Genomic DNA, 26,188 nt, shown 5'->3' on the forward strand with positions numbered 1-26,188 from the left:
CCGGCATTACCGGTCATCCAGCATTCAAAATATCGGAAAAGGCCGTGTCCAGTGTCGCCCTGCTTCGGGCAGTCACTAATGTCCCGTCCATATCGGATCGCGTTTTTCGGTGAAGGCACGGACGCCCTCGATCGCGTCCGCGCTCCGCCGTCGGCGCTCTTCCCAGTGATAGGACGTCGTGAACGCCTCTTCGAGCGGGAGGTCCACCGACCGCAGCGCGGCCTCCTTGATCGCGCGGACCGAAAGCGGGGCGGCCCGCACCAGGCTGTCGGTCCAGCCCGCGACGCACTGGTCCAGCTCGGCCGCCGGGACGACCTCGTTGACCAGCCCGTGGCGCAGCGCCGTGGCCGCGTCCATCCGGCGCCCCGTCAGCAGATAGCCCATCGCCACCTTCTGCGGCAGCTGCCGGGGCAGCCGGAACACGCCGCCCGCCCCGGCGATCAGGCCGAGCCGGACCTCCGGCAGCGCGAAGACCGCGTCCTCGGCGGCGATGACGATGTCGCAGGCGAGCACCAGCTCGAAACCGCCGCCCAGCGCGTACCCGCGCACCCGGGCGACCACCGGTTTGGACAGCGTGAACCGGTCCGTCAGCCGGGGATGCCCCGCCTGTCCCCCGCTGCCGAACGTCGTCGGCGCGACGCCCGATTCGTTCAGCCGGGCGCGTTCCTTGAGGTCCTGTCCGACGGAGAACGCGCGGTCCCCGGCGCCGGTGAGCACCACCGCCCTGACGTCGTCATCGGCCTCGACGTCGTCCCAGATCCCGGCGAGTTCCTCGTGCATCCGCCGGTCCATCGCGTTCAGCACGGCGGGCCGGTCCATCGTCACGTAGGCGACGTGGTCCTTCTTCTCGTACCGCACCCGGGTTTCACTCATCGCGACCCCGCCGCGAAGCCGCCGACCTTGCCGATCACGTCGGCGCCGTAGATGCGCAAAGCCTGTTGCAGGGCGAACTCGGCCATGTACCGGCGGAATCCGTCCGGCGGTTCCTCGGCGAGGTTCACCATGCGCCGGTTGGCGCGCACCGCGTCGCCGTCGAGGGCGGCGAGCGCGCTCTCGATCGCCGCGTCCATCTCCTCCGGCGGGACGACCTGGTCGACGAGCGACCGGGCGTCCGGCTCGTCCGCCCTGATCCGGCGGCCGCCGAGGATCACCTGCCGGGCGAGCCGCGGCCCGGTGAACCGGGAAAGCCGGTAGTTCGCGGCCCCGGGGATGATCCCCTCGGTCGCCGCGGGCAGGGAGAAATAGGCGTCGGACGCCGCCACCACGTGGTCGAAGACGAGCAGGAGCTGGGCCCCGCCCCCGATGGCGAAGGAATCGACGGCCGCCAGCCAGGGCTTGTCGATCACGCGCGAGCGCCACGAACCGTCCGTGGCCACCCCGCGCACGATCTTGTGGATATAGCCCAATTCCCGTCGCAGGAGGAAATCGACGAGCGGGATGTCGCCCGAACTCAGCTTCTTGAGGTTGATCCCCGCGCAGAACACCCGGCGCCCCGCGTACCGGGGATGGCTCATCACGCCGCCCCGCAGCATCCCCACCCGGACGGCCGGGTCGAGCAGCGCCAGATCGACCGCGGTCTCCATGTCGTCGACCTGCTGGGCGTCCTCGGCGTTCAGGCAGTCGTCGCGGCACAGGGTCAGGTACGCGACGCCGTCGCGGCGCTCCAGGGAGGCGGCTTCCATCCGCACCACACCGGTCTCGACGAACTCCGGCAGCAGCTCCAGCGCCCTGGCGGTGGGCCTGAGCATGGCGTCGAGCAGATGCGGCCCGGCCTTCGGCGCGTTCAGGATCCCGCGCAGGAAAATGCCCTGATCGATCTCGCGCCCCTCCTTCTCCGCCTGCCGCCGGGAGCGCTCGGCCGCCATCTGCGCTTCCGTGGGCACCAGGCCGGGATAGGCCGACGCGGCGGCCCGGACGAGTTCGTCGAGGCGCAGAGAGCGGGTGCGGCCGTCGGTGAGCCGGTCGTAGATCTCCTCGGCGTGCGCTTCCACGTACTCCGTCCGCGCCGCCCTGATCTCGTCCAGCGCCGAGGACGCGGCCTCGCGCTGGGCGGGCGTCCTGGCCGAGGGCAAGGGAAGGCCGTCGAGCAGTTCGTCGACACGCTGGGCCGCTTTCGCCAGGGCCCGATGGTCGAGCCCCGGCGAAAGCGACAGCGTCGGGGAATCCGTGGTCACGAGGTGGCTTCCCGTCGCAACGCCCGGTCCGCGGCGGCCAGATGCGCGCCGAGCGCGTCCTCGAAGGTGGTCGAGCCGTCTTCGAAGATCAGCTGACGGCGGATCGCGGTCTCCGCGCCGTCGAGGGCGGCGGCCGCCTCGGCCAGTCCGGCCAGCGTCTTCGCCGGGTCTTCGGACACCTCGTCCACCAGGTTGAGGGCGAGCGCGCGGTCGACCTCGATCGGGGTTCCGAGCAGCACGGCCCGCCGGATCCCCGCCGCACCGGCCTGCTGGGTGAGCCGGTACACGGACATCCCCGGCCAGGTCGAACCGCCGACGGCGGCGAGCCGCAACCGGGTCCCCGGGGTGACGATCCGGAGGTCGGCGGCGAGGAGGAGGTCCAGGGCCGTTCCGGCGCACTCGCCCGACGCGACGGCGACCGTGAGCCTGCCGAGCCGCTCGAACCGCCGCACCACCCGTTCCCATTTGGAGACCAGCCCGACCGTCAGCCCGGTGGTCCATCCCTCCGACGGCACCCCCGTGACGTGGACGGTGACCGGGCCCGCTTCCCGGTCGTCCTCGGCGCGGTCACAAAGTGCGCTCAGCTCCTCGACCGACGCGGGGGAAAGCGGACGGGCGCCGTCGAGACGCAGGACAAGTTCGCCGTTCATTTCGCCTTGCCTCACCATTGGATCAGCGCCATTTCGATCGTGGACCCGGGCCCCATGGTCATGAGCACGCCGTAGTCTCCGGGGCGGGTGACGTCCTCTTCGGACAGTCGCTCGTAGGAGAAGAGGAAGGAGCCGCTGGACAGGTTCCCGTAGTCACGGAGCACCCCGGTGGTGTGCCGGACGTCGTACCTGCTCAGGCCGAGATTGACGACGACGGCGTCGACCACCTTCTTGCCGCCGGAGTGCACCAGCCAGTGGCCGATGTCGCTGCGGCGCAGTCCCGTCCCGGCCAGGAGCCGGTCGACGACGATCTCGGCGTGCGCACCGACCACGTAGGGGATCTGCGGGTCGAGGAAGAAGCTGAAGCGGTCCTGGTCGCGGTCCCAGTCGTACCGCATCGCGTCGACCGCGTCGGTGATGATGTAACTCGCGAACTTGAGGACACGCGGGCCGGCCACCCGGCCGTCGCCCGAGATGACGGCGAGGGCCGCGGAGCCGTCGCCGAAGAGGCTGTTGACCACCGCGGTCCGCATGGTGCCGTCCAGGGCGTAGGCGGCGGAACACGCCTCGCTGCACAGGACGACGCCGAGTTCGCCCGGATGGGCCGCGGACCAGCCGGAGACCACGTTCAGCGCGTTCAGTCCGGCGTTGCAGCCCATGCCCACGATGTCCGAGCGGCTGCAGTGCGGGTCGATGCCCATCTCGCGGATGATCAGCGCGCTCAGGCCGGGGGTCAGGAAGCCGGTCGAGGTGACGCAGCACAGGTGACGCAGGTCCGAAAGCGTCGCCCCCGCCGACTTCAGGCACGCTTCGAGCGCGCGGCATCCCATGTCGACGGCGATCTTCTTGTGCTTGTCGAGGAGGTCGCCCTGCGGTTCCGCGAGGCGGCCCCCGCCGGGGTTCTCCGGCGGGAGGGTGAGGAAACGCCGGTCGATCGCGCTGTTCAGGAAGACCGAGCGGATCTTGGGATCCTCGACGTCGAGGATGTCCAACAGCTCGGTTTGCGAATAGGACGTCTCGGAGACCGCGGTCCCGACGCCGGCGAATCTGGTGATCTCGGTCAGTCCATTGAGGACGGACAGCTCTTCGGTGAGTTCGATTCCGGTAGTCATCGATACATCCATCCCCAAGTTCTGAGCTTGCTTCGGAGCAGCTGCTTGACCTGCGCAGCGGGCATTGATCTCACCTTTCGGATCGAAATGGGCGTTCGGCGGGAAAAGTCAGGCGGTGAGCGGGACTTCGGAAAGCCGTCGCTCGAGTTCCAGGCTGGTGGCGTAATCCGGCAGCAGGCCCTGTCGTTCGGCCTCGGCTAGGGTGATGGCCACCTTGTCCCGATCGGACAGGATCGGTTCGACACCGGGATCTATGGGCAGGTCCAGCGCGGGATCCAGCGCCGAGAGGGCGAGTTCGTTCCGCGGTACGTAACTCGCGGAGAGCATGTACCACATGACGCTGTCGTCTTCGAGCGCCACGAACGCGTGACCGACGCCCACCGGGAAGTACATCGCCCGGTGGTCGCGCTGGTCGAGCAGGACCGCGTCCCACCGGCCGAACGTCGGCGAACCGACCCGGATGTCGACCACGATGTCCAGGACACTGCCGCGGGCGCAGTAGACGTACTTCGCGATCCCCGGCGGCGTCATGGTGTAGTGGACTCCCCGCACCACGCCGCGTTTGGACATGCTGTGGTTCGTCTGCGCCACCCGGAAGAGCGGGCCGCCGCGGGCCTCGGCGAAGGCCTCTTCCTGGAACGGCGAGACGAACAGGCCGCGGTCGTCGGGGAAGACCCGGGGAGTGAACTCGATCGCGCCCTCGACGGCCAGTTTGCGTGCTTGCACAGCTACTCCTGATGGTGGAGCGGTCAGAGGGCGGACAGCACTTCGCGGACCGCGTGGACGACCTTGTCCTGCAGATCGGTGGAAAGCGCGGGATACATCGGGAGCGAGAAGATCTCGCCCGCCAGCTTTTCGGTGACCGGCAGCGAACCCGTCCCGTAGCCGAGGTGGGCGAACCCGGTCATGGTGTGCACCGGCCACGGGTAGCTGATGTTCAGGTGGATGTCGTACGCCTTGAGGCGTTCGAGGATCTCGTCGCGCCGCGGGTGGCGTACCACGTACACGTAGTACACGTGCTCGTTGCCGGCGGTGGTCTTCGGCAGTTTCAGCTCGGTGTCGCCGAGACCTTCTTCGTAACGCCGGGCGACGGCACGGCGTCCGTCGATGTAGGTGTCGAGCCGCTTGAGCTTGCGCCGCAGGATCTCGGCCTGGACCTCGTCGAGACGGCTGTTGTGCGCGGGCGTCTCCACCGTGTAGTAACGCTCTTCCATGCCGTAGTACCGCAGCCTCCGCAGCTTGCGCTCCACGGCTTCGTCGGAGGTTATGGTCGCGCCGCCGTCACCGTAGGCGCCGAGCACCTTGGTGGGATAGAAGGAGAACGCGGCCGCGTCACCGGTCGAACCGGCGATCGTCCCGTTCTGCCGGGCTCCGTGCGCCTGGGCGCAATCCTCCAAAAGGGACAGTCCATGCTTCGCGGCGAGTGCCTTCAGCGGGGCCAGGTCCACGCACTGGCCGTACAGGTGCACGGGCAGCAGGCATTTGGTGCGCTCGGTGATCGCGGCCTCGACCTGTGTGGTGTCCATCAGGAAGTCGTCTTCGCGGACGTCGACGAAGACGGGGGTGGCGCCGGTGCCGTCGATGGCGACCACGGTCGGGGCGGCGGTGTTCGACACCGTGATCACCTCGTCGCCCGGTCCGACACCGAGGGCCTGCAGGCCGAGCTTGATCGCGTTCGTGCCGTTGTCGAGGCCGACACAGTGACCGACCCCGTGATAGGCGGCGAATTCCGCTTCGAAGCCGCGCAGGCTCGCGCCGAGAACGAGCTGGCCCGAGTTGAAGACCGTCTCGACCGCGTCGAGCAGGTCGAGCCGCTCGGCCTCGTATTCGGCCAGGTAGTCCCATACACGCGTGGTCATGTGCGAACCTTTCCCTCAACTGATGACGTCAAAGCGGCGACGGTGCGGCGTACTCCGTCGGACAGCGAGATCTCCGGGCGCCAGCCGGTGATCCTCCGGAACGGCGTGGAATCGACGACGAGGTTCAGGGAATCCGTCGTGGGCGCGTGTGCGGGTGGTTCCACGCGGATCACCTCGACCGGGTCCCGTCCGGTGTGCTCGGCCGTTTCCCTCGCCACCAGCCGGAAAACCTCCCCCAGCCGATCGCCCCGGCCGGCGCCGAGCAGCCAATGGGCACCCACCAGTGAATCCGGTGCGGCCAGCGCGGCTGTGAAGGCCGCCGCGATGTCGTCGACGTGGACCAGGTCGCGCCGCACCGTGCCGTCGCCCCAGATGGGGAGCGCCTGACCTTCGAACGCGCGCCGCGCCATGGCGGACACGACACCGCTGTCGTGCTTGCCGCCTTCCACCGTGTTCTCCCCGAAAACGGTCGGCAGCCGCAGGCTGATACCGCGCACCCGGCCGTTCGCCGTGGCCTCCTTGAGGATCTCTTCGGCCGCTAGCTTCTGCATGGCGTAGGCAGTCACCGGGAGGTCGGGCTCGCTGCCGTCGAGCGGCTCCCGAGGGGGCACCCCGACCTGCATGCTGGTGCCGCTGTACACCACCAGCGGGGGCGTTCCGCCGCCGCTTCCGATGACCTCGACGAGATCCCGCATCACGCCGACGTTCACGCGGGCGGCAGCCGTGGTTTCGGCCGCGCGCCAGCCGCCGTCGGCGAGGAGCAGGTACACGACCGCGTCCGATCCCGCGACCGCTTCGGCGAGCGCGGCGCGGTCGGTGAGATCGACGGCGACGACGGTGGTCTCGGCCCGGCCCGACGGCGGCGTGAAACGCCCGCGCGCCACCGCGCGCAGGCGGATCGGCTGCCGCACCAGCGCGCGCGTGACCGCCGAGCCGACGAAGCCCGACGCGCCGAGGACGGTGATCGTCTTCATCTCACACGCCCATCCGGGGCTGCGCCGCCGCGGCGTGGAGGCAGGCGAGCAGCGTGCGCGCCTCGACGTTGACGTAATGCCCGTGCCGGGTGAGCGCGGTGAGCTGGGCCGGGGTGACCCAGGCGTAGCCGGGCGGCGCCTCGACCGTGTCGTCCGCCTCGACCGCGAGATAACGGGCCCTGACGTTGAGGAAGCGACCGCCCTCTTCGGAATGTATGGCCTCGTAAAGGATCCGCGACGGCGGAGCGTCGAGGACGGTGTCGAGGAAGGGCGGTTGGCTTTCCGGTGGCAGGTGCGCGTAATTTTCGGGCGTGCACTGGACTGTCGGTGCCAGCTCGACCGTGTCCACGAAACCGCCGTCGACCCGGGCGTGCACCAGAACGTGCGGTACGCCGCCGAAGTCGCGTACGAGGAAAGCGGCGACCCCCAGCCCGACCGATTCGAGCAGCGGCTGGGTCCAGCTGACCTTCTCGCGGTTACTGCCTTTCACCGCGACCGCGAGGACCTTGAAGTAGCGGCCGTCCTCGTGCTCGATCGCTTCGGCGCCCTGTTTCCAGCCGTGGACGTCCTTGAGCGGAATGCGGCTGACCCGTACGTCGTGCCGCGAACGCTCGTTCGTGAACCACGACAGCAGCTGGACGTCGGAGAGCACCGCGCCGGGAGCCGTGTCGCGGTAAGGAAGACACGACAACACGCTCCGGGCGTTCATGTTGATCGTCTCGTCCTCGTGCATCAGTTCCGCGATCTGGCCGAGGGTGAGCCAGCAGAAGTCGTCGCAGGCCGGCACGTCGTCGACGGTCTCGACGATCATGTTGCGATTGGACTTGCGGTAGAACCACGATCCCTGCTCCGCCTGGAGGACGTCGACGATGATCCTGTCGGGGTCGGGCGGGGCGAAGTACTCGATCAGCTTGACGTTCGAACCGCCGTGCGCCTTGGTGTAGTTGCTGCGGGTGGCCTGCACGGTCGGGGAAAGCTGTACCAGATTGGGGTTTCCCGGCTCCATCTTGGCCTGCATCAGGAAATGCAGGACGCCGTCGAACTCCTTGGCGAGGATGCCGAGGATCCCCACTTCGGGCTGTTTGATGACCGGCTGCCGCCATTCGCGGTAAGGGCCGTCACCGTGCGGGCCGTCGTGCTCGACGACGTGCAGGCCCTCGATGGTGAAGAACCGTCCGCTGGCGTGCACGAGATTGCCCGTCCCGCCTTCGAAGCGCCACTGGTCCAGTTCCGCGAACGGGATGTGCTGGACGTGGAAGACGTTGGCCTCACGGCGTTCCGCGATCCAGGCGCGGACGTCCTCGGTCCGCATCTGCACACCGTCGGTGTTCGCGGCCGACAAGGCGATGCGCTCCTCGTGGTCGCGATCGTCGCGGGGACGCACCGTACCGGGAGGCTCCAGCCAAGACAGCATCACAGGGCTCCTCGCCATGACCGTTTCGCGGTACTCGGGCTTTCGACGCGGGTACTGACCGTCATCGCCACGTCACCCCCGTGTCCCTTGAAAGGTAGCTTCGAGCGATCACAGTGGTCCAGATCGTCCAATCCCCTTGAGGGACAAGACAAAGACGGCGAGAGGGGTCGTGAGTGGTAATGAGGGTTCTATTGAGGGGTAAGCCAAATGTGGCGCGTCCCGGTGCGGGTCCGGACTGGCTGACGGAAGCCGGGCCGTGACCACGGGTATCCACAAGGGACACTTTCCCGGCGATCAATGTCCGACCTGAGCAGTTTGCCCGGCCTCGCGAGGTGGTCGTGAGTGGCAAATAGCGTTCTAACCCTCATTGCCACTCACGACCCCGTCCAGAACCGGACAAATAAGCACCAATCGGACACCGAGTCGCTGGAAATTGTCCTTTATGGACAGTCAGGAGGCCCGCCCCGCCTCCTCGGGGAACCCCTCGCCGGGCACACGGTAGTAAAGGCCTCCTTCACTACCGTGAGGGCAGACAAGGGGGACCTTCACGGCAGCGAGCCGATCACGCCACGTTTGCCTTACCCCTCCATAACCCTCATTACCACTCACGACCCCAATGGAGCCGCGACACCAGGCCACTCCTCAATGGAGCGGCTGTTCCTGTTCACTCGTCGTCGTTCGTGGTTGCCAGGCCCGCTGTTCGGTCTCGCGCACTTGCTCTTCGGCGGTCTGCTCGACTCTCTTCATCGCGAACCGCAGGATCGGCGGCGCCATCAGCGAGGTGACGATCGCGACGAGAATGACGATCGTGTAGACCTCCACACTGAGAATCCCCAGCCGCAGGCCGACCATCGCCACCACGATCTCGATGACGCCCCGCGCGTTCAGCCCGGCGCCGAGCGCCAAGCCTTCCCATTTGTTCAGGCCACTGAGCCGCGCGCCGGCGTACGCGCCGACGAACTTGCCGATGATGGCCAGTGCGAGCACCGCCAGGCCGGTGAGGAGGACCTGAGGCCGGATGAGCGCGGTGAGGTCCATCCGCAATCCGGCCGTGGCGAAGAAGACCGGCGCGAACACCGACAGGACGACCGTGCGCAACGGGGCCAGCTTGGCAGGCTCCACCTTGCCCGCGGTGCCGATCAGGATGCCGCAGACGAAGGCCCCGAAGACCGCCTCCAGGCCGAGAGCCTGCGTACCTGCCGAGGCGAGGAGCACCAGGACGACGACGGCGCCGACCGTGGGCCCTGCTCCCTCGGACTTGGCGGCGATCCGCACCACGCCCCTGGCCAGCGGCCTGCCGAGGGTGAGGGCGAAGACGACGATGAGGATCAAGTAGGCGAGGGAAAGGAGCACGGTGCCGGTGGTCACCGCGTGGACCGCCATCGCGCTGACGACCGACAGCATGAACCAGCCGAACGCGTCGTCGATCGTGCCCGCGGCGAGCGTGAGCTGCCCGACGTTGCGGTGCAACAGGTTCATGTCGATGAGAGTCTTTGCGATGACCGGGATGGCGCTGACGCACATCGCCACGCCGAGGAACAGCGCGAAGACGGTGATGTCGGTGCCGTCGGGGATCAGCATCTTGGGCAGCACGAAACCGGCGCCGATCCCCAGGCCGAGAGGGATGATCAGGCCGCCGAAGCTGCCCCCCGCGGCGGCGCCGCCGCGCCGCCGGATCATCTTCATGTCCATCTGCATACCGGTGAGGCCGACCAGCAGGATGACGCCGATCTGCCCCACCGCGTCGAGCAGGTGGTACTGCTCGGCGACGGCCGGGAACAGCCAGCCGTGCACCCCTGGTGCGGCCCAGGCCAGCAACGAAGGACCGAGGAGCACCCCGACGAACAATTCGCCGACGACGGCGGGCATCCCGAACCGGGCGGCCAGCCGTCCGAAGACGACGGCGAGCAGGAGCAGCAAGCCGACCTGGAGCAAGAAGACCAGGAGACTGTGGGCGGCGATCGGCGCGATCGGCGCGGGAAGCGAGAGAAGCACTTTCCTCCTTCGGGAAAGGTCTGATCGACGTCAGCGGCCGGGGACCCTCGTACCGAGCCGCCGGGCCGCGCTCACCGAGTCACAGCCCGCGAGGCCCAGCGCGTTCCGGAATTCGACGGCGAGCAGCTCGAGCGACTGCCGGGCGCCGTCCTCGCCGCCCGCGGCCAGCCCCCACATCACGGGCCGCCCGACCAGAACGGCCGACGCCCCCAGCGCGATCGCCTTGAGGATGTCGCCACCGCTCCGGATTCCCCCGTCCAGCAGCACTTCGCCGTCCCATCCGGAGAGGGCGGCGGCGATCTCACCCAGCATTTCGATGCCCGGCACGGCACTGTCCAACTGACGGCCTCCGTGGTTGGACACCACGATGCCGCCGACACCCGCGTCGACGGCGCGGGTCGCGTCCTCGACCGCGAGGATCCCCTTGAGCACCACCGGAAGGTTCGTGTGCGCCCGGACCGCTTCCACGGATTCCCAAGTGGCGGGCGCGAATTCGCGCGCGGTGTGCTCCGCCACCGCCGACTGACCGCGGGTCCGGCGGTGCGCGGCGTCCCCGGCGTCGAAGTTGGCCGCGGTCACCGAATCGGGCAGCGCGAAGCCGTTCCGCAGATCGCGCAGCCGCCGTCCCATCCACGGCACGTCGACGGTGAACACGATCGCCTCGCAGCCGGCGTCCTCCGCGCGGCGCACGAGTTCCAGCGAGCGTTTCTCGTCACGCAGCCAGTACAGCTGGAACCACGGCCGTCCGCCGACGGCCGCGATCTCCTCCAGCGGGACACTGCTCAGAGTGCAGATCGTGTACGGCACACCCGCGTCCCGTGCCGCGCGGGCGGCCGCGAGTTCGCCCTCGGGATGGAACAACCGCTGGTACGCCACCGGAGCGACCGCCATCGGCACGGCGGCCGGCCGTCCGAGGACGTCGGCCTCGCCGGTGGCGCCGGTCAGGTCCCGCAGCATCCGGGGGATGACGAAGATCCGCTCGAGCGCGGCGCGGTTGGCCTCCAGTGAGGCCTCCGCGCCGCTGCCCCCGGCGAGAAAGTCCCAGATCTCGCCGGGGAGGGCGGTCCGCGCCGCCCGCTCGAGGTCGTCCAGACAGAGATGGGTCATCGACGGGCGGGGCCGAGTTTGCTCTGCCCGGTCCGCTCCAGCTCCACGGCCTCGTACAGGGCCTTGATGTTGGAGCTGCCGAAGGTGCCGGCGCCCTGCCTCTCGATGATCTCGAAGAAGATGGTCTTACGCGGATGCGTGGACGCGGTGAAGATCTGGAACAGCTGGCCGCCGTGGTCCTCGTCGGCGAGCAGCTTCGTCTCCCGCAGATCGTCCAGCGAATGCGTCTCCAGCTGGATCCGCTCGCCGAGCAGGTCGTAGTAGGTGTCCGGGGTCTTCAGGAATTCCACTCCCCGCGCGGAAAGCTCCTTGACCGCGCGGACCGCGTCCGCACTGGTGAAGGCGATGTGCTGGACGCCCGCACCGTGGTGCTCCTTGATGAAGTCGTCGATCTGGCCGGGGTCGGCGGTCTTGTCGGGCTCGATCAGGGTGAGGGTGACCTCTCCCGACGCGCTCTGCACGACGGTGGAGTTCATCGCCTGCGCACCGACGACGATGTGCTCCTCGAAGATCTGCTTGAACCCCAGCGCCCGCTCGTAGTACGCCACCGTGGGGCCGAGATCCCCCGCGTTCAGGCAGACCGCGAAGTGATCGATCGCGAGCAGGTCGACGCCGCCCCTGCCGCGGAAGGCTTCCGGCGATTCGACGGTGTCGCGCTGGATCAGGGTGTGCACGACGTCGCCGAAACCGCCGACGGTGGCCGTGATGACCCCTTCCGCGCGCTCCCCCGGCTCGAGGATGGCCTGTGCCCCGGCCTGCACCGCGGCATCGAAAGCGGCGGCCACGTCGGAAGTCCGCAGCGCGATGTCGGCCACGCCGTCACCGTGGGTCTGCAGATAGGTGGCCGCGGGGTGCCGGTCCGACGTCGGCTCGGTGAGGACCAGCGCGATCGGGCCCTGCCGCAGCGTCACGCTCCGGTGGTCGGCCGACCGGTCGGTGGAGGCGACGGAAAACCCGTACTTGTCCATCCAGCCGGACGCGGCCGCCTCGAGGTCGGCCACATACATTTCCACCTGGTCGATCTCGAAATTCTGCGTGCTCTCTTGAGAAGACAAGACATTCCTCCGTGGAATAGATGTGATCCTCATGGCCAGGATGACGCGAACCCCATTTCGCATCAACGCTGTCCGTTTGACAGTTCCGTCCACATCGGACGGACGTGGGCTCAGCGCCCGGTGAACCGCACCGGGAGTTCCCGGTAGCCCTGCACGACGATCGCGCGCAACCAGGCCGGTTCCTTCTCCAGTTCCACTCGCGACACCCGTTCGGCCAGTTCCCGCACCACGACCGCCAGTTCGATCCGGGCGAGCGCGGACCCGAGGCAGTGGTGCATCCCGTGCCCGAAAGCGATGTGCCGGTTGGGTTTCCGCCCGGGGCGGAACGTGTCCGGATCGTCGAACACGGCGGGATCCCGGTTCGCGGCGGGCAACCACGCGACCACCGGTGTCCCGGGCGCGAGGTCCTGTCCGTTGATCGTGACCTCGCCGGTCGTCACCCGCAGCACGTGCATCGCGGGCGAGGTCCAGCGCAGCACCTCGTCCACGACGGTGTCGACGTCCTCGTCGCCGTCCCGCACCCGCGCGAGCAGGCCGGGCACCGTGGCGAAGGCGTGCACCGCGCCGGTGATCGCGTGCCGGGTGGTCTCGTTGCCGCCGATCAGCACGTTGTCGCAGTTGAGCACCACGTCGTCGATCGAGAGCTCGTCGTCGGTCAGCAGTGTGCTGACGAGGTCGTCGCCGGGACGCTCGCGGCGGGCGGCGATCAGTTCGTCGAAGTAGACGAGGATTTCGGTATGCGCCTGCCGCGGCGTCATCCCGTCGAACAGTTCGTCCTCACCGCCGAACGCGTGGTTGGTCAGGTCGATGAGCATGTCCTCGTCCTCGGCGGGCACACCGAGGATCTCGCAGACGACCGCGGCGGGGATACGCGGGCCGATCGCCGCGGCGACGTCGCACACCTCGCCGTCGAGCACCTTGTCGAGCACACCGCGTACCTCGGTCCGCACCCGCTCCGCGAGTTTCTTCGCGGCGGCCCGCGAAAGCAGCGGGCCGACCAGCTTGCGCAGTCTGCGGTGCTGATCCTGTTCGGAGACCACCATCATCTGGCCACCCGAGGTGTCCGGATGCTCACGGTCGAAGCCGATCATCATCCCGTACTCGGAGGTGAACGGGGCGGACGGCCCGAGGACCGCCGCGCACGCCCGGTGCGAGAAAACGGACCAGAAGCCGGTGGGCGAACTGCCCGGCTCGCTCCACACCATCGCGTCTTCCGTCGCGAACTCACGCCAGCGGGTGTGGCGATCCAAGGTCGTGTACAGATCGGGGTTGCCGAGGTCGACGGCTGTGGTCGTCTGCATCAAGGGTCTCCTGGTCAGGTGAGTGCGCCGTCGAGCACCTTGGCGAGCTGTGCCACGGTCGGCGCGTCGAAGAAGGCCTGCACTCTCAGCCGGATCTTCAGGCGTTCGCGGATGCGGCTCACCAGCCGGGTCGCGAGCAGCGAGTGGCCGCCGATCTCGAAGAAGCTGTCCTCGACACCGACGCTGCCGACGCCGAGCACTTCGGCGAACAACTCGGCCAGGATGATCTCCGTGGGGGTGAGCGGCGCCCGGCCCGAGGCCGACCGCCCGGCGTGCTCCTCTTCGGGAGTGGGCAGGGCGGTCCGGTCGACCTTGCCGTTCGGCGAGACCGGCAGGCTCGGCAGGCTGACGACCACGTCGGGGACGAGATACGAGGGCAGCCGCTTTCGCAGCGGTGGCAAGAGTTCTTCGGCCGAAACCCGTTCACCCGCGGTACCGACCACGTAGGCGACAAGCCTGTTCTCGTGCTCGGTCACGACGGCCTGCGCCACCCCGCCGGCCGCGAGCAGCGCCGTCTCGACCTCCCCCGGTTCGATCCGGTGACCGCGGACCTTCAGCTGGTCGTCGACGCGGCCGACGAAGACGAGCTGGCCGTCCGGCCGCCTCCGCACCCTGTCACCGGTGCGGTACATGCGGCCGCCCGGTTCACCGAAGGGATCCGGCAGGAACCGCACCGCGGTCGCGCCCGGCCGGTGGAGGTAACCCCGGGCGAGGCCGGGACCCACCGCGTAAAGCTCACCCTCGTCTTCGTCCGGGACGGGCCGCAGCCGGTCGTCGAGGACGTACGCGCGGACGCCGGTGATCGGTTTCCCGATCGGCGGGGTGCCGTCGCCGGTCAGCGGGTCGCTCGCGGTCACCGCGACCGTGGTCTCGGTGGGGCCGTAGGCGTTGATCATGACGCGGTCGCTCGCCCAGCGTTTCGCGACCGGTGCCGGGCACGCCTCGCCCGCGACCAGGAGCGTCACCCCCGGTGGCAGGCCGCCGGCGTCCTCCAGGGGCGCCAAGGCGGACGGCGGCAACGTGACGTGGGAGATGGCCTGCTCCCGGACCAGCCGGGCGAGCGGTTCGCCGGGGACGAGATCCGGCGCGGGCGCGAGCACCAGGCAGCCACCGGCCGCCCACATCGGCCAGAACTCGGCGACGGCGGCGTCGAAACTCGGCGACGCGAAGGCGAGCAACCGGTCGTCCGGCCCCAGTCGCTGACGGCGCACGTAGTCCGCGGCCAGATTCGGGATACCGCGATGGGTGACCACCACGCCCTTCGGCCGTCCGGTCGAGCCCGAGGTGTAGATGACGTAGGCGGGGTGATCGGGGAGCAAGGGACCGAGCCGGTCCTGATCGTCCAGGTTCGGCTCGGACGCGCCCGGCTCGCGCACCACACTCATGATGTCCCCGGCACCCGAGACATCCTGTCCAGGCAGGCACAGCAGACAGTGCGCGGACGTGTCGTCCAGCATGTGCCGCCGTCGTTCCTCGGGATAGTCCGGATCGACGGGCACGTACGCGCCGCCCGCCTTGTGCACGGCCAGCATCGCGACGACGAACTCGATCGACCGCGGCATGGCCAGCGCGACCAGCCGCTCCGGGCCGACCCCGTGCGCCACGAGCCGCCGCGCGAGCCGGTTGGCTTCCCCGTTCAGCTCGGCGTAGGTCAGAGTGGTGGTGCCCATCGCGACGGCGGGCCTGTCCGGCACCGCGGCGGCGGTCGCCTCGAACAGCGCGGGTGTCGTGCCCGCCGCGGGTACGGCGAGATCGGGTGACATGGTCGTCTCGGTCATGCGGTCTCCCCCAGGCGTGCGCCGGACCCGGAGCGCAGGAACCCGAGCAACTCGTGGTTCACCGCCTCCGGGTTCTCCAGATAGCCGAAATGCCCACCACCCGGGATCGTGTGGTGCGTGGCGCCAGGGATCACGGAGGCCAGCTCCCGTCCCGCGGCAGGCGGCGCCACGAGGTCGTGTTCGAAGGAAATGACGTGGCAGCGCACCTTGATCGCGCGATAGGCCTCACGGCGGTCGGGCAGCGCGCTCAGCAACAACTGCGCGCGGACCCCGGGCCCCCAGTTCCCCGACGCCTCGAACAGGTCGAGCCAGTCGCCGGCGAGATCGTCGTCGGCGAGGGTCGCGGGCCCCAGGTTGTGCATGGCGCGCACGGCGGCGAGATACCCCGGCGGCAATTCGGTCCCCCGCTCGATCAGTTCGGCCTCGGTCTCGGCGAGCACCCGCTGGACGAGGCTGCTCCGGCCGCACGCCGCCATCAGCACCACGGAATCCAGCAGCTCCGGATGGGCGAGCGCCAGTTCCTGCGCGATGTACGAGCCCATCGACGTGCCGATCACGTGGCACGGCGACGCGTCGAGGTAGTCGATCAGGGTGGCCACGTCCGAGACGAGGTCTTCGATGGTGAACCCGCCTTCACCGTCGTCGCTCGGCGGGATCCCGCGGTTGTCCATGGTGATCACCCGGAATCCGGCGGCGCGGAGCGCGGGCACCTGATGCAGATCCCATACGGAACTCGGCGCCCCGGTCCCGGTCAGCAACAGGACAGCCGGACCGGAGCCTTGGTCGTGGTAAGACAACCGGATCCCGTTCTCGGTTGTCATCAGCATGATGGTCCTTCCCCGCTCACCGCGTATTCGCGGCGCGCAGCAACATGACCGCCGGCGAATGCCGCCGGCACCGGGTTCTGTCTGATGTGGAGCGTGCGTCCAGCGCCGCTTACTCGGCCGGTGACCGTGGAGAACGTTTTCTCCCCGGTCTACCGCGCACAGGTGTGACCGTACCTTCGGATATCGATTATCTGGAGAAGCCGGTGATGGACAGGCACTGCCCGCGTACTCGGGTCGTGAGTGTTAAGTGTCGTTCTAACGACACTTAACACTCACGACCAACGACACTCACGACCAACGCACGCCTCGTCCACGAACCTCGCTTGACACTTCGGCGGCGGATGGAAATCCTAGTATTTATGGATTCGAACGGTTTGTCCACTCAGTTGAGCATGGAAACCCTGCATGGATCGCTCACCGATCCGGCCATCTCGTCGATGAACCTGCTCAACGAGCTGATCGACGAATATCCTGTCGCCATTTCCATGGCGGCGGGCCGCCCGTACGAAGAGTTCTTCGACGTGCGGCTTATTCACGAATACATCGACGCTTATTGTGAACACCTCCGCGGTGACCGGAAACTGAACGAAGCGGCGGTCACCCGCACGCTCTTCCAATACGGGACCACCAAGGGTGTCATCGCCGATCTCATCGCCCGCAATCTCGCCGAGGACGAGGACATCGACGCCGCCCCCGAATCCGTGGTCGTCACCGTGGGCGCCCAGGAGGCGATGTTCCTGGTCCTCCGCACGCTGCGGGCGGGCGAGCGGGACGTGCTGCTCGCCCCCGCCCCCACCTACGTCGGCCTGACCGGGGCGGCGCTGCTCACCGACACCCCGGTCTGGCCGGTCCGGTCAGGCGAGAACGGCATCGACCCCGACGACCTCGCCCTCCAGCTGAAGCGCGCCGACGAACAGGGAAAGCGGGTCCGGGCCTGCTATGTGACGCCGAACTTCGCCAACCCCACCGGCACGAGCATGGACCTGGCCTCCCGCCACCGTCTCCTCGAAGTCGCCGAAGCGCATGGAATCCTTCTCCTGGAGGACAACGCGTACGGGCTCTTCGGCGCCGAGCGGCTCCCCTCGCTGAAATCCCTCGACCGGTCGGGAAGCGTGGTCTACATCGGTTCCTTCGCCAAGACCGGCATGCCGGGCGCCCGGGTCGGTTACGTGGTGGCGGATCAGCAGGTGCCCGGGGGCGGTCTGCTCGCCGACCAGCTTTCGAAGCTCAAGGGCATGCTCACGGTGAACACCTCCCCCATCGCGCAGGCGGTGATCGCCGGAAAGCTCCTTCTCAACGGTTTCAGCCTGGTCAAGGCCAACGCCCGCGAGATCGACATCTACCAGCGCAATCTCCGGCTCACCTTGGGCGAACTCGACCGCAGGCTCGGCGCGTTCCCCGACGTCACCTGGAACACGCCGACCGGTGGCTTCTTCGTCACCGTCACCGTGCCCTTCGTCGTCGACGACGAACTGCTGGAACGCGCCGCCCGCGATCACGGCGTGCTGTTCACGCCGATGCATCATTTCTTCGGTGGCAAGGGCGGATTCCACCAGCTCCGGCTCTCGATCAGCCTGCTCACGCCGGAACTGATCGAAGAAGGCGTCTCACGGCTCGCGGCGCTCATCACTCCGCGCCTTCCGTGATTTCGCGGGCGACCGCCTCCACCAGCACCATGTCGTCGCTGCTTCCCTCGATGGACCCGAATGAACTCGGCGCGGTCACCTCGAAGCCCGCCAGCGTCAGTTCCTCCATGGCCTGCTCCACACCGATATGCCAGATTCGGTGCGTGCAAACGAGAAGAGGATCCGCCGTCACGTCGGCGTAGTGGATGGTGATCTCCTGGGTCTCCTCCGCCGGAATGTTCCTCGCGTGCAGCACGTACCGCCGTCCGCTCCGGCCCGTGAACTCTTGCCTGCGCTCCAGCGGCTCGGGCTCGGGTTTGGCCGGCGGCGGCTTGGGCACGCCGAACAACAGTTTCCCGCCGGGCTCGAGATGGTCCCGGACCGACGCGTACAGGCCGGGTCTGCGGGATCTGTCCAGGACGTTGAGCGAGCCGGCGCTGATGACCACCGTGCCGAAACGCTTGCCCAGCGCGAAATCGCTCATGTCGCCCTGGACGACCGTGCATCGATCACGGACGTCCGCCGTCGCTGCGGCCAGCCGGTCCCGGAAGGCGGTGACCACCGCGGGAGCCAGTTCGAGCGCGGTCATTTCCCAGCCGAGCTCCAGGAACGGGAACGTCAGCCTGCCCATACCCGCCGCGAGTTCCAAGACTGGCCCGGAGCCCGGGCGGACGCGGGCGGCGATCGCCCGCACTTCCGGGCCGCCCTCCCCGGCCTGTACCAGATCCCGGTAGATTTCCGCGGCGGCCTCGCCGTAGAAATCGCACAGCACGCCTCGCTCGCCTGTCGAAGCCAGCAGGACGTCGGCGTACGCGGTCCGCAACGGGCTACGCGTCAACTGTTCACTCATGAGGACAACCCCCTGATCGATGTTCTTCTCCGGAATGATTCGGCCGTTGTCTCAGCGAGAGACGACAGGCCAGGTCAGTTCGCCGTATCCGGGCTGTGCCGAGCTCTTCCGAGCATGCCCGTCCAGTTGAGCGAAAAGATCCTTGTCGGGTCCGTGAAGCATCAACATCTGCGACGGATAGCGCCGCAGAGCCTCGAATTTCCGCGTCCGAAGGTCGGGTTCGACGGAGGCGCGGACCGGAGACCCGAGCTGAAAGCCCTCCGGCAGTTCCGGTGTGTCCGGTGAGAACATCGCGTGCGGAAGGTCTTCCCACAGCCGCACCGGGATGTCCTTCTCCCGTGCGACGAGCAGCGTGGCGTCCCGCGCGATCTTGTTGTCGATGTGACCGCTGATGGCGCCACAGGTCAGGATCAGCGTCGGCTCGCATTCTTCGACGACGGCCTCGATGTCGTCCTTCACCGCGGAGAACAGCTCCGGATGGCTCTGCGGTGACAACTCGCCGATGGCCAGCTTCTGCCGTCCCGGGACGTGGTCCGCCAGCCACCGGCCGTCCGGGAGTCTGCGGTAGATGGCGTCCAGGAACCGGCCGTGCCGGTATTCGGCCCCGAGGTGGCCGAGCGCGGCGATGTCCTCGTTCCGGCGATGAAGCGACGCGTCCTGCTCCGGGGAGAAGCCCCAGATCGAATGCAGCCGGTCCGCCGCCGGTGAGAAGGGGGCCACCGCGGTACCGGCGAAAACCGTGTGGACGGTCACCTTCGCGCCGTCCCGCGTGGCCCTGGCGAGACCGGCCCCGAAGGACAGGACCGCGTCGTCCAGATGCGGTGAGATCGCCACTATCCGGCCTGGGTAAGGGTCTTGGGACATGGCGATCAGCTCACGTGCACGTTCGGCACGTACCGGATCCACTGCCCACCGGCGTCACGGAAAGCCTGCTCCGCGTTCATGATCTCGTCGGCGTGGTTCCAGGCGAACAGCAGCGCGTAGTCGGGGTGATCGTCGGCGAACTCCCGGTACTCGCGGACCGGGATGTGCTGCCCCGGGCTGAGCTTGCCCTGTTTGGCCGGCGTGGTGTCCGAGATGAACTCGACCAGATCCGGGGTGATGCCACAGAAATTGGTCACCGTGGCGCTCTTGGCCGTCGCGCCGTAGCCGACGACGCGTTTGCCCTCGGCGCGGAGCTTGGTCAGCAACGCGATGAGGTCTTCCTTGACCTTCTTCACGTTGGCGGCGAACCGTTCGAGCGTGGCGAACTCGGACAGCTTGCGCTCGGCCTCCCACGCCAGGAGTTCCGCCACGGCCTCGGTCGGCTTGCGGGCCCCGGCGAGGGCGAGGGTGTAGCGGACCTCGCCGCCGTGCACCGGGATACGCTCGACGTCCACGAGTTCGAGGCCGTTGCGGCGGGCCATCTCCTGCACCGAGCGGGCGGTGAAGAAGAAGAAATGCTCGTCGTAGATCTGGTCGAACGAGGTGCGCTCCACGATGTCACCGAGGTACGGGTCCTCGAACACGAACACGCCGTTCGGGCCGAGCAAGGTGGTGACGCCCTTGAGGATCGAGTCCATGTAAGGGATGTGGCACAGGGTGTTGGCCGCGTAGATCACGTCGGCGGGGCCGTCGTTCTTCCGGATGTCGGCCGCCGTCGCCTCTTCGAAGAAGTCCTTGCGGACGCGGATTCCCTTGGCCGCGGCCAGATCCGCGACACCGCCGGAGGGCTCGACGCCGAGCTGGCGCACTCCCGCCTCCGCGATGGCCTTGAGCATGATGCCGTCGTTGCAGCCGAGTTCGACGATGAACGGGTCCTCGCCGGTCAGCTCCGTGGTCAGGAAGCGTTTGGCCAGTTCGTGGAAATGCGTGCGCATGACGGCCGAACCGGACGAGTGGTAGGGGTAGGCCTCGTGGAACATCAGGTCCCGCGGGACCTCTTCCATCAGCTGCACCATCGTGCAGGACTCGCAGATCCCGGTGGCGAGGCGGAAGAAGAACTCCTTCTTCTCGTCACCGGGAACCACGAACGCGTCCGAAAGCGGCTGACGTCCGAAGTCGATGAACTCGGTGACGGTGCCGTCACAGATACGGCACTGGGACGTGGTCGACATGGGTCTCCTCTGTGCTTGTGCTCGAAGAATTCGTGGGCGGTTCACGCGGGAACGGCGGGCTTCTCCTTGCCGACCGCGGCGAACAGCAGATCCGCGGCCACCGCCGCCCCGTCGGTGAGGACGGTGCCGGCCACGGCCTCCGCCCGCGCCCGGGTTTCCGGCGCGAGGGCCGTGGTGAGCGCGGCCGAAAGGGACTCGAAGGTCGGGGTCGGGCCGTCATGCGCCACGCCGATCCCGAGTTCGGCCACCCGGCCGGCGTAGTACGGCTGGTCCGCGATCTGGGGCACCAGGATCTGGGGTGCGCCCGCCCGCGTGGCCACATGCGTCGTCCCCGCGCCACCGTGGTGGATGACGGCGGCCACGCGGCGGAACAGCACCTGCTGGTTCACCTCACCGGTGGCGAAACAGTCGTCACGGTCGTCGGGCAGGACCAGATCGGCCCAGCCGCGGGAGAGGATCACCCGGCGGCCGTGGGCCCGGATCGCCTCGATGGCCACCTTCGCGGCGTCGGCGGGGGCCCGCAGGCTGCCGAATCCCAGGTAGACCGGCGGCGTCCCGGCGTCCAGGAACGCTTCCATCTCCGGGGAAAGCGGCCGCTCGTCAGGGAGGATCCAGGCGCCGGTCTGGACCGCGTCGAGATCCGTCGGCTGCAGCGGGGCCAGGACCTGGTCCGCCGCCATCCACGGGTGATCGGTGTAGCCGTGTTCGAAGATGTCTTCCACCGGCGGAAGGCCGATCGCGGCGCGTTGGTCGTTGAGCGGGCCCCCGTACCGCCGGAAGGCGCTCTGATTGTTCCGCTCCCACAGCGCCCGGATGTCGGTCCCCTCCGGCGCGGGCGGCTCGCCGAGTGGCGGCGGCGGCGCGTAGTACGGCGACGGCACGTAGCTCGGGCAATGGAAGGCGTAGAAGTACGGGATACCCAGCTTTTCGGCCACCGACCGCACGCCGAGCGCGGCGGCCAGCAGTCCGGTCGTCACCACCGCGTCGCAGCCCTCGGCGGCCGCCGGGATCTGGTCGAACTGCATGGCGATCGTCTCGGTGGTGAACCGGAGCATGTCCTCGGCCGTCAGGGGCTTCGCCTCCCCCGCCGCCGCCGGACGCGCCGACCGGCCGAGGGGCAGATGCGGCACCCCGACCTCGGCCAGCCGGTCCGCGCAGTCCGGCGGTGCGCACATCCGCACCTCGGCACCACGCGCCCGCAGCCGGACCGCCAGCGCCACCAAGGGTTCGACGTCCCCGCGGCTTCCGCACGTCGCCAACAGCACACGCATCACGTATTTCCCCGTTTCCTGGGTTCTGGGCCGTCATCGGAGTCCCGGCGGGCCCGCTCGGCGTGGTTCACGCGGGAACGACCGGCTTGTCCCGGCCGACCGCGGCGAGCACCAGATCCGCGGCCGCCGCCGCGCCGTCGGTGAGGACCATGCCCGCCACGGCCTCCGCCCGCGCCCGCGTCTCCGGCGCGAGCACCGTGGTGAGCGCGGCCGAAAGCGACTCGAAGGTCGGGGTCGGGCCGTCATGCGCCACACCGATCCCCAGCGCGGCCACCCGCCCGGCGAAGTACGGCTGGTCCGTGTTCCGGGGGATCACGAGCTGGGGGACACCGGCCCGCGTGGCCACGTGCTCCGTACCCGCGCTGCCGTGGTGGATGACGGCGGCCACCCGGCGGAACAGTGCCTGGAAATTCACCTCGTCGACGGCGAAACAGTCTTCGCGGTCGTCGGGCAGGACCAGCTCGGTCCACCCACGCGAGAGGATCACCCGGCGGCCTTGGGCCCGGATCGCCTCGACGGCCACCTTCGCGGCGTCGGCGATCCCGCGGCCGGACGAGCTGCCGAAACCGATGTGCACCGGCGGTGACCCGGCGGCCAGGAACGCTTCCAGCTCCGGGGGAAGCGGCCGCTCGTCGGCCAGGAGCCACGCACCGGTCTGCACCGCGTCGACGTCCGGCTGCAGAGGTGCCAGTACCGGGTCCGCCGCCAGCAGGGGCCGCTCACCGTGGCCGTAGCCGAAGACGTCCTCCACCGGCGGCAGGCCGATCTCGGCCCGGCGGCGGTTGAGCGTGGGCCCGTACCGGTCGGCGAACCGGGCGGCCCGCTCCTCCCACAGCACCCGGATGTCGGTCACGCCCGGCGTGGTCGGCTCGTCGTAAGCCGGCGGGAGGTGCGGGGACGCGAGATAGACCGGACTGGGGACGGAATAGAAGAAGGGCAGGCCCAGTTTCTCGGCCACCGACCGGACACCGGTCGCGGCGGCCAGATCGCCGACCGCCACCACCGCGGCACACCCTTCGGCGGCCCCGGGGACGGCGTCGAACTGCATCTCGACCGTCATGGCCGCCAGCCGCTGTTCCTCTTCGGGCGGTGGCGGCGGCATGCCCTCCTGCAACATCATGTGCTGCGGCAGGCCGACCGGCACATGCGGCACCCCGACCTCCGCGAGCCGCTCCTCGGCGGCGGGCGGCGCGCACATCCGGGTCTGGACGCCGAGCGCCTTCAACCGGTCCGCCAGCGCCACCCCTATTTCGACGTCCCCGCGGGTTCCGCACACCGACAACAGCACACGCATTTCGCTTCCCCTGTTTCCTGGGTCCGTGGGTTCAGGCCGGGTGGTGCGGCAGCCACTTCATGCCGTCGGGCGAGGTCACCAGTCCGCCGGGGAACAGCGGCAGCTCGGGTTCGGCGTCCTCGCCGAGCAGCGCCTTCATCTGGACCTGGCCCGCCTCCTGCATCGCCTGCTTGACGACCGTCGACTTGAACATCGGCACCATGTTGTCCCCGTCGCCACCGGCCATCTCGTCCACGGCGGCGGCGAATTCGGCGCTGCGCGCGGCGATCCGGTCGGCGGCCGTCAGCGCGGTCTCACCCGAGGACACCCCGCCGATCAGCTCGACGAACGACTCGATGTCGGTGCTCTGGTTCTGGGTGACCTTCTTGGCCTGCCAGAAGTACGACTCCTCGTTGACGTTCATCTGATAGAAGGAAACGAGGAATTCGTAGAAGACGCCGTATTCCCGGCGGTACCGCGCTTCGAACTCGTTCAGCGCGGTCTTCTCGTCGAGATCGCCGGCGAGGACGCTGTTGATCGACCGGGCCGCGAGCAGCGCGCTGTAGGTCGCCAGATGCACCCCGGAGGAGAACACCGGGTCCACGAAGCACGCGGCGTCGCCGACCAGGACCATGCCCGGCCGCCAGTAGGTCTCCTGCTGGTACGAATAGTCCTTGCGGACACGCAGTTCCCCGTACTTGCCGGTCGTCACCCTGGTCGCGTTCGAGAGGTATTCCGAGATCAGCGGGCATTCGGCGATCAAGGCGTTGAGGGCCTTCTCGCGGTCACCCTGGATCTTGTCGGCGTCCTCCCGGCGCACCACCGCGCCGACACTGGTGAGCGTGTCGCTCAACGGGATGTACCAGAACCAGCCGTTGTCGAAGGCCACGCTCAGGATGTTCCCCGACACCGGCTCCGGCAGCCGCTTGCCGCCCTCGAAGTAGCCGAACAGCGCGAGGCTGCGGAAGAACTCCGAATAGTTCCGCGAACCGCCGACCTTGGAATAGAGGCGGCTCTTGTTGCCCGACGCGTCGATCACGAAACGCGCCGACACCTCACGCTCGTTGCCGTCGGGGTCGGTGTACTTCGCGCCGGTGACCCGCTCACCGTCTTCCACCACATCGTGGACAGAGCAGCCTTCCCGCACGACGACGCCCTTGCGTTTGGCGTTGTTCAGCAGGATTTCGTCGAATCGCGCCCGCTCGACCTGGTAGGCGTGCGACGTCGAACCGGCCATCTTGGCGGAGATGCCGAAGTGGAACGTCCACGGCTCCGGCCGGGCACCCCAGCGGAACGTGCCGCCCCGCTTGATCGGGAACCCCGCCCCCGCCAGCTCGTCGGCGACGCCGAGCATCCGGCACACGCCGTGCACCGTGGCGGGCAGCAGCGACTCACCGATCTGGTACCGGGGAAAGACCTCCTTCTCCAGCAACAGCACCCGATGGCCCTGCATCGCGACCAGTGTGGCCACGGTCGAACCACCCGGCCCGCCACCGGCAACCACCACATCGAAATCTTCGACCGACATTTCCCACCATTCCTCTGTCGTGTGTCATTTCGCCGGGCCTGTGGTCACCAGGTGACCGGTACCTGATCAGGGCAATCAACGAACGCGCTGCGGTACTTCACTTCTTCGATGGGCACTGCCAGCCGCAGTCCCGGGAATCGCCGCCACAAAGTCTGATAGGCCATACGCAGCATGGACCTGGCCAAGGCCGCGCCGACGCAGTAATGGATGCCGTGCCCGAAGCCGACGTCCGACACCGCGGTGCGATTCGCGTCGAGGACGTCGGGATCCGGGGTCAGCGCCTCATCGCGGTTGGCCATGAGAATCGAGCACAGGACGTAGTCCCCCGCCTTGATCAGCTGCCCGTCGATGACCACGTCCTTGATGGCGAGGCGCGGATTCGGCGCCTGCACCGGGGACAGATACCGGACGAGTTCGTTGACGACGCGTTCGGCCTTTTCGGGGGACTCGAAAAGCAATTCGATCTGTTCGGGATTGTCCAGGAGGGCGAGGACGCCGAAACCGATCATCCCGGCGACGGTTTCGACCCCGCCGAGGATCAGCGCTGTGCAGAGGCCCTTCAGCTCCTCGTCCGTGACGTTGTCGCCGTGGTCCCGCACGATCATGCCGAGGAGACCCTCGTCGGGGTCGGCGCGCTGCCGGGCGAGGAGGTTGCCCAGATACCGGTTGAACGCCGCGCTGTCGGCGGCCCGTGCCTTGAGTCCCCGGCTCAGATCGGCGTTCCGCCTGATCCGCCGGACGAACTCACGCTGGTCGTCGCGCGGGATGCCGAGCAGTTCGCACAGGGCGTGCGCGCCGACCGGATCGGCGAACAGGCCTTGGAGATCCGCGGACGGCCCTTCGGCCTCCAGCATGTCGAGACGATCATCGATAAGGGCTTGGATCGCGGGCTCCATCCGGCGGATCCGGCGGACCGTGAACTCCGGGGTGAGCATTTTCCGCAGCCGGGTGTGCTCGGGTGGGTCGTAAGTGGAGATCTGCCCGACGAACTGGGCCTCCACATGTGTCCCGGATTTCGACTGGGTGAATTGCGGCCGCGTCGTGAAATTCTCGTGATCGCCCAATATCCTGCGCACGACCTCGTAGCCGTGGGCCTGCCAGACGAAGTCCCTGCCCAGCTGGGTGGACGATTCGCCGACTATCCGCACCAAAGGGCCGTGCGCCCTGAGCTCGAAATTGTCCTCGTGCGGATCGCAGTTCGTCCTCAGCTGAAAGTTCGCCGGCTCCCGCAGGAGCGGCGCGACCTGATCGATATCGTGCCCCATCCGACTGGAAGCTCCTTGGTTGACCGGGAAAGTG

At 68.4% G+C, this 26,188-nt stretch carries 21 protein-coding genes and 1 pseudogene; 1 reads left to right on the forward strand and 21 read right to left on the reverse strand.

Translation table 11 applies throughout. The features are described from left to right. Nucleotides 1-75: 75 nt before the first annotated feature. From dpgD to SD37_RS33660, 14 genes and pseudogenes are all read right to left on the reverse strand, one after another. Nucleotides 76-873: an enoyl-CoA-hydratase DpgD gene (gene dpgD / locus SD37_RS33595; RefSeq protein WP_044851267.1), complete on the reverse strand. Its 798-nt coding sequence runs from the start codon at nt 871-873 to the stop codon at nt 76-78. After that, the gene (dpgC, locus tag SD37_RS33600) at nt 870-2,174 is read right to left on the reverse strand and encodes a (3,5-dihydroxyphenyl)acetyl-CoA 1,2-dioxygenase DpgC (protein WP_052674913.1); all 1,305 of its coding nucleotides are present in this window, start codon (nt 2,172-2,174) and stop codon (nt 870-872) included. The genes dpgD and dpgC overlap by 4 nt, the downstream gene beginning before the upstream one ends. Continuing rightward, the gene (dpgB, locus tag SD37_RS33605; RefSeq protein ID WP_236725177.1) at nt 2,171-2,824 is read right to left on the reverse strand and encodes an enoyl-CoA-hydratase DpgB; all 654 of its coding nucleotides are present in this window, start codon (nt 2,822-2,824) and stop codon (nt 2,171-2,173) included. The genes dpgC and dpgB overlap by 4 nt, the downstream gene beginning before the upstream one ends. Nucleotides 2,825-2,835: 11 nt before the next feature. Next, a complete protein-coding gene (gene dpgA / locus SD37_RS33610; protein ID WP_044851269.1) occupies nt 2,836-3,936 on the reverse strand; it encodes a 3,5-dihydroxyphenylacetyl-CoA synthase DpgA in 1,101 nt (366 codons plus the stop codon). Between the two features lie 108 nt (nt 3,937-4,044). Continuing rightward, nucleotides 4,045-4,662 (reverse strand): dTDP-4-dehydrorhamnose 3,5-epimerase family protein, encoded by a 618-nt coding sequence (locus tag SD37_RS33615; RefSeq protein WP_044851270.1) that lies wholly within the window; start codon nt 4,660-4,662, stop codon nt 4,045-4,047. A 23-nt stretch (nt 4,663-4,685) separates the two neighbouring features. Beyond that, on the reverse strand, nt 4,686-5,795 hold the full coding sequence (locus SD37_RS33620) for a DegT/DnrJ/EryC1/StrS family aminotransferase (protein ID WP_044851271.1): 1,110 nt from the start codon (nt 5,793-5,795) through the stop codon (nt 4,686-4,688). Next, nucleotides 5,792-6,769 (reverse strand): NAD-dependent epimerase/dehydratase family protein, encoded by a 978-nt coding sequence (locus SD37_RS33625; protein WP_044851272.1) that lies wholly within the window; start codon nt 6,767-6,769, stop codon nt 5,792-5,794. Before SD37_RS33625 ends, SD37_RS33620 begins: the two co-directional genes overlap by 4 nt. Before the next feature lies 1 nt (nt 6,770). Beyond that, a complete protein-coding gene (locus tag SD37_RS33630; RefSeq protein ID WP_044851273.1) occupies nt 6,771-8,183 on the reverse strand; it encodes an NDP-hexose 2,3-dehydratase family protein in 1,413 nt (470 codons plus the stop codon). Nucleotides 8,184-8,825: 642 nt separating this feature from the next. Beyond that, a complete protein-coding gene (locus tag SD37_RS33635) occupies nt 8,826-10,178 on the reverse strand; it encodes a cation:proton antiporter (RefSeq protein ID WP_065913034.1) in 1,353 nt (450 codons plus the stop codon). A gap of 30 nt (nt 10,179-10,208) precedes the next feature. Beyond that, nucleotides 10,209-11,285, reverse strand: a complete 1,077-nt coding sequence (locus tag SD37_RS33640; RefSeq protein WP_044851275.1) for an alpha-hydroxy acid oxidase — start codon at nt 11,283-11,285, stop codon at nt 10,209-10,211. Continuing rightward, nucleotides 11,282-12,340, reverse strand: coding sequence for a 4-hydroxyphenylpyruvate dioxygenase (gene hppD, locus SD37_RS33645; RefSeq protein ID WP_083255160.1), 1,059 nt, complete (start codon nt 12,338-12,340; stop codon nt 11,282-11,284). Before hppD ends, SD37_RS33640 begins: the two co-directional genes overlap by 4 nt. Before the next feature lie 110 nt (nt 12,341-12,450). Further along, nucleotides 12,451-13,641 (reverse strand): cytochrome P450, encoded by a 1,191-nt coding sequence (locus SD37_RS33650; RefSeq protein WP_044851276.1) that lies wholly within the window; start codon nt 13,639-13,641, stop codon nt 12,451-12,453. A 14-nt stretch (nt 13,642-13,655) separates the two neighbouring features. Further along, nucleotides 13,656-15,380: pseudogene (locus tag SD37_RS33655) on the reverse strand (amino acid adenylation domain-containing protein); the annotation flags it as partial. Nucleotides 15,381-15,415: 35 nt separating this feature from the next. After that, a complete protein-coding gene (locus tag SD37_RS33660) occupies nt 15,416-16,246 on the reverse strand; it encodes an alpha/beta fold hydrolase (RefSeq protein WP_044851277.1) in 831 nt (276 codons plus the stop codon). A 359-nt stretch (nt 16,247-16,605) separates the two neighbouring features. On the opposite strand from SD37_RS33660, the gene SD37_RS33665 reads away from it, so the two are divergent. After that, on the forward strand, nt 16,606-17,892 hold the full coding sequence (locus tag SD37_RS33665) for an aminotransferase-like domain-containing protein (protein ID WP_044851278.1): 1,287 nt from the start codon (nt 16,606-16,608) through the stop codon (nt 17,890-17,892). Here the strand turns inward: SD37_RS33665 and mpaM are convergent. The 7 genes from mpaM to SD37_RS33700 all read right to left on the reverse strand — a co-directional run bounded on the left by mpaM (nt 17,873) and on the right by SD37_RS33700 (nt 26,154). Next, a complete protein-coding gene (mpaM, locus tag SD37_RS33670; RefSeq protein WP_044851279.1) occupies nt 17,873-18,721 on the reverse strand; it encodes a daptide-type RiPP biosynthesis methyltransferase in 849 nt (282 codons plus the stop codon). The two genes, SD37_RS33665 and mpaM, sit on opposite strands and share 20 nt — an antisense overlap. A gap of 51 nt (nt 18,722-18,772) precedes the next feature. After that, the gene (locus SD37_RS33675) at nt 18,773-19,585 is read right to left on the reverse strand and encodes a PIG-L deacetylase family protein (protein ID WP_044851361.1); all 813 of its coding nucleotides are present in this window, start codon (nt 19,583-19,585) and stop codon (nt 18,773-18,775) included. Nucleotides 19,586-19,590: 5 nt separating this feature from the next. Next, nucleotides 19,591-20,817 (reverse strand): class I SAM-dependent methyltransferase, encoded by a 1,227-nt coding sequence (locus SD37_RS33680; protein ID WP_044851280.1) that lies wholly within the window; start codon nt 20,815-20,817, stop codon nt 19,591-19,593. A 41-nt stretch (nt 20,818-20,858) separates the two neighbouring features. Then, nucleotides 20,859-22,088, reverse strand: coding sequence for a glycosyltransferase (locus SD37_RS33685; protein ID WP_044851281.1), 1,230 nt, complete (start codon nt 22,086-22,088; stop codon nt 20,859-20,861). Between the two features lie 67 nt (nt 22,089-22,155). After that, nucleotides 22,156-23,382, reverse strand: a complete 1,227-nt coding sequence (locus SD37_RS33690; RefSeq protein ID WP_044851282.1) for a glycosyltransferase — start codon at nt 23,380-23,382, stop codon at nt 22,156-22,158. Nucleotides 23,383-23,413: 31 nt separating this feature from the next. Beyond that, on the reverse strand, nt 23,414-24,889 hold the full coding sequence (locus tag SD37_RS33695) for a tryptophan 7-halogenase (RefSeq protein ID WP_044851283.1): 1,476 nt from the start codon (nt 24,887-24,889) through the stop codon (nt 23,414-23,416). Between the two features lie 44 nt (nt 24,890-24,933). After that, nucleotides 24,934-26,154 carry a cytochrome P450 gene (locus SD37_RS33700; RefSeq protein WP_044851284.1) on the reverse strand — a complete coding sequence of 407 codons (1,221 nt, stop codon included), beginning with the start codon at nt 26,152-26,154 and terminating at the stop codon, nt 24,934-24,936. Between the last annotated feature and the right edge of the window lie 34 nt (nt 26,155-26,188).

Origin of the sequence: Amycolatopsis orientalis (genome assembly GCF_000943515.2) — a bacterium.
Taxonomy (GTDB): Bacteria; Actinomycetota; Actinomycetes; order Mycobacteriales; family Pseudonocardiaceae; genus Amycolatopsis; species Amycolatopsis orientalis.

Coding starts and splice junctions, on each gene's coding strand:
- dpgD (WP_044851267.1), bottom strand. CDS start 873: ATGAGTGAAACCCGGGTGCGGTACGAGAAGAAGGACCACGTCGCCTAC.
- dpgB (WP_236725177.1), bottom strand. CDS start 2,824: ATGAACGGCGAACTTGTCCTGCGTCTCGACGGCGCCCGTCCGCTTTCC.
- dpgA (WP_044851269.1), bottom strand. CDS start 3,936: ATGACTACCGGAATCGAACTCACCGAAGAGCTGTCCGTCCTCAATGGA.
- SD37_RS33620 (WP_044851271.1), bottom strand. CDS start 5,795: ATGACCACGCGTGTATGGGACTACCTGGCCGAATACGAGGCCGAGCGG.
- SD37_RS33625 (WP_044851272.1), bottom strand. CDS start 6,769: ATGAAGACGATCACCGTCCTCGGCGCGTCGGGCTTCGTCGGCTCGGCG.
- SD37_RS33630 (WP_044851273.1), bottom strand. CDS start 8,183: ATGCTGTCTTGGCTGGAGCCTCCCGGTACGGTGCGTCCCCGCGACGAT.
- SD37_RS33640 (WP_044851275.1), bottom strand. CDS start 11,285: ATGACCCATCTCTGTCTGGACGACCTCGAGCGGGCGGCGCGGACCGCC.
- SD37_RS33650 (WP_044851276.1), bottom strand. CDS start 13,641: ATGCAGACGACCACAGCCGTCGACCTCGGCAACCCCGATCTGTACACG.
- SD37_RS33660 (WP_044851277.1), bottom strand. CDS start 16,246: ATGCTGATGACAACCGAGAACGGGATCCGGTTGTCTTACCACGACCAA.
- SD37_RS33665 (WP_044851278.1), top strand. CDS start 16,606: ATGGATTCGAACGGTTTGTCCACTCAGTTGAGCATGGAAACCCTGCAT.
- mpaM (WP_044851279.1), bottom strand. CDS start 18,721: ATGAGTGAACAGTTGACGCGTAGCCCGTTGCGGACCGCGTACGCCGAC.
- SD37_RS33675 (WP_044851361.1), bottom strand. CDS start 19,585: ATGTCCCAAGACCCTTACCCAGGCCGGATAGTGGCGATCTCACCGCAT.
- SD37_RS33680 (WP_044851280.1), bottom strand. CDS start 20,817: ATGTCGACCACGTCCCAGTGCCGTATCTGTGACGGCACCGTCACCGAG.
- SD37_RS33685 (WP_044851281.1), bottom strand. CDS start 22,088: ATGCGTGTGCTGTTGGCGACGTGCGGAAGCCGCGGGGACGTCGAACCC.
- SD37_RS33690 (WP_044851282.1), bottom strand. CDS start 23,382: ATGCGTGTGCTGTTGTCGGTGTGCGGAACCCGCGGGGACGTCGAAATA.
- SD37_RS33695 (WP_044851283.1), bottom strand. CDS start 24,889: ATGTCGGTCGAAGATTTCGATGTGGTGGTTGCCGGTGGCGGGCCGGGT.
- SD37_RS33700 (WP_044851284.1), bottom strand. CDS start 26,154: ATGGGGCACGATATCGATCAGGTCGCGCCGCTCCTGCGGGAGCCGGCG.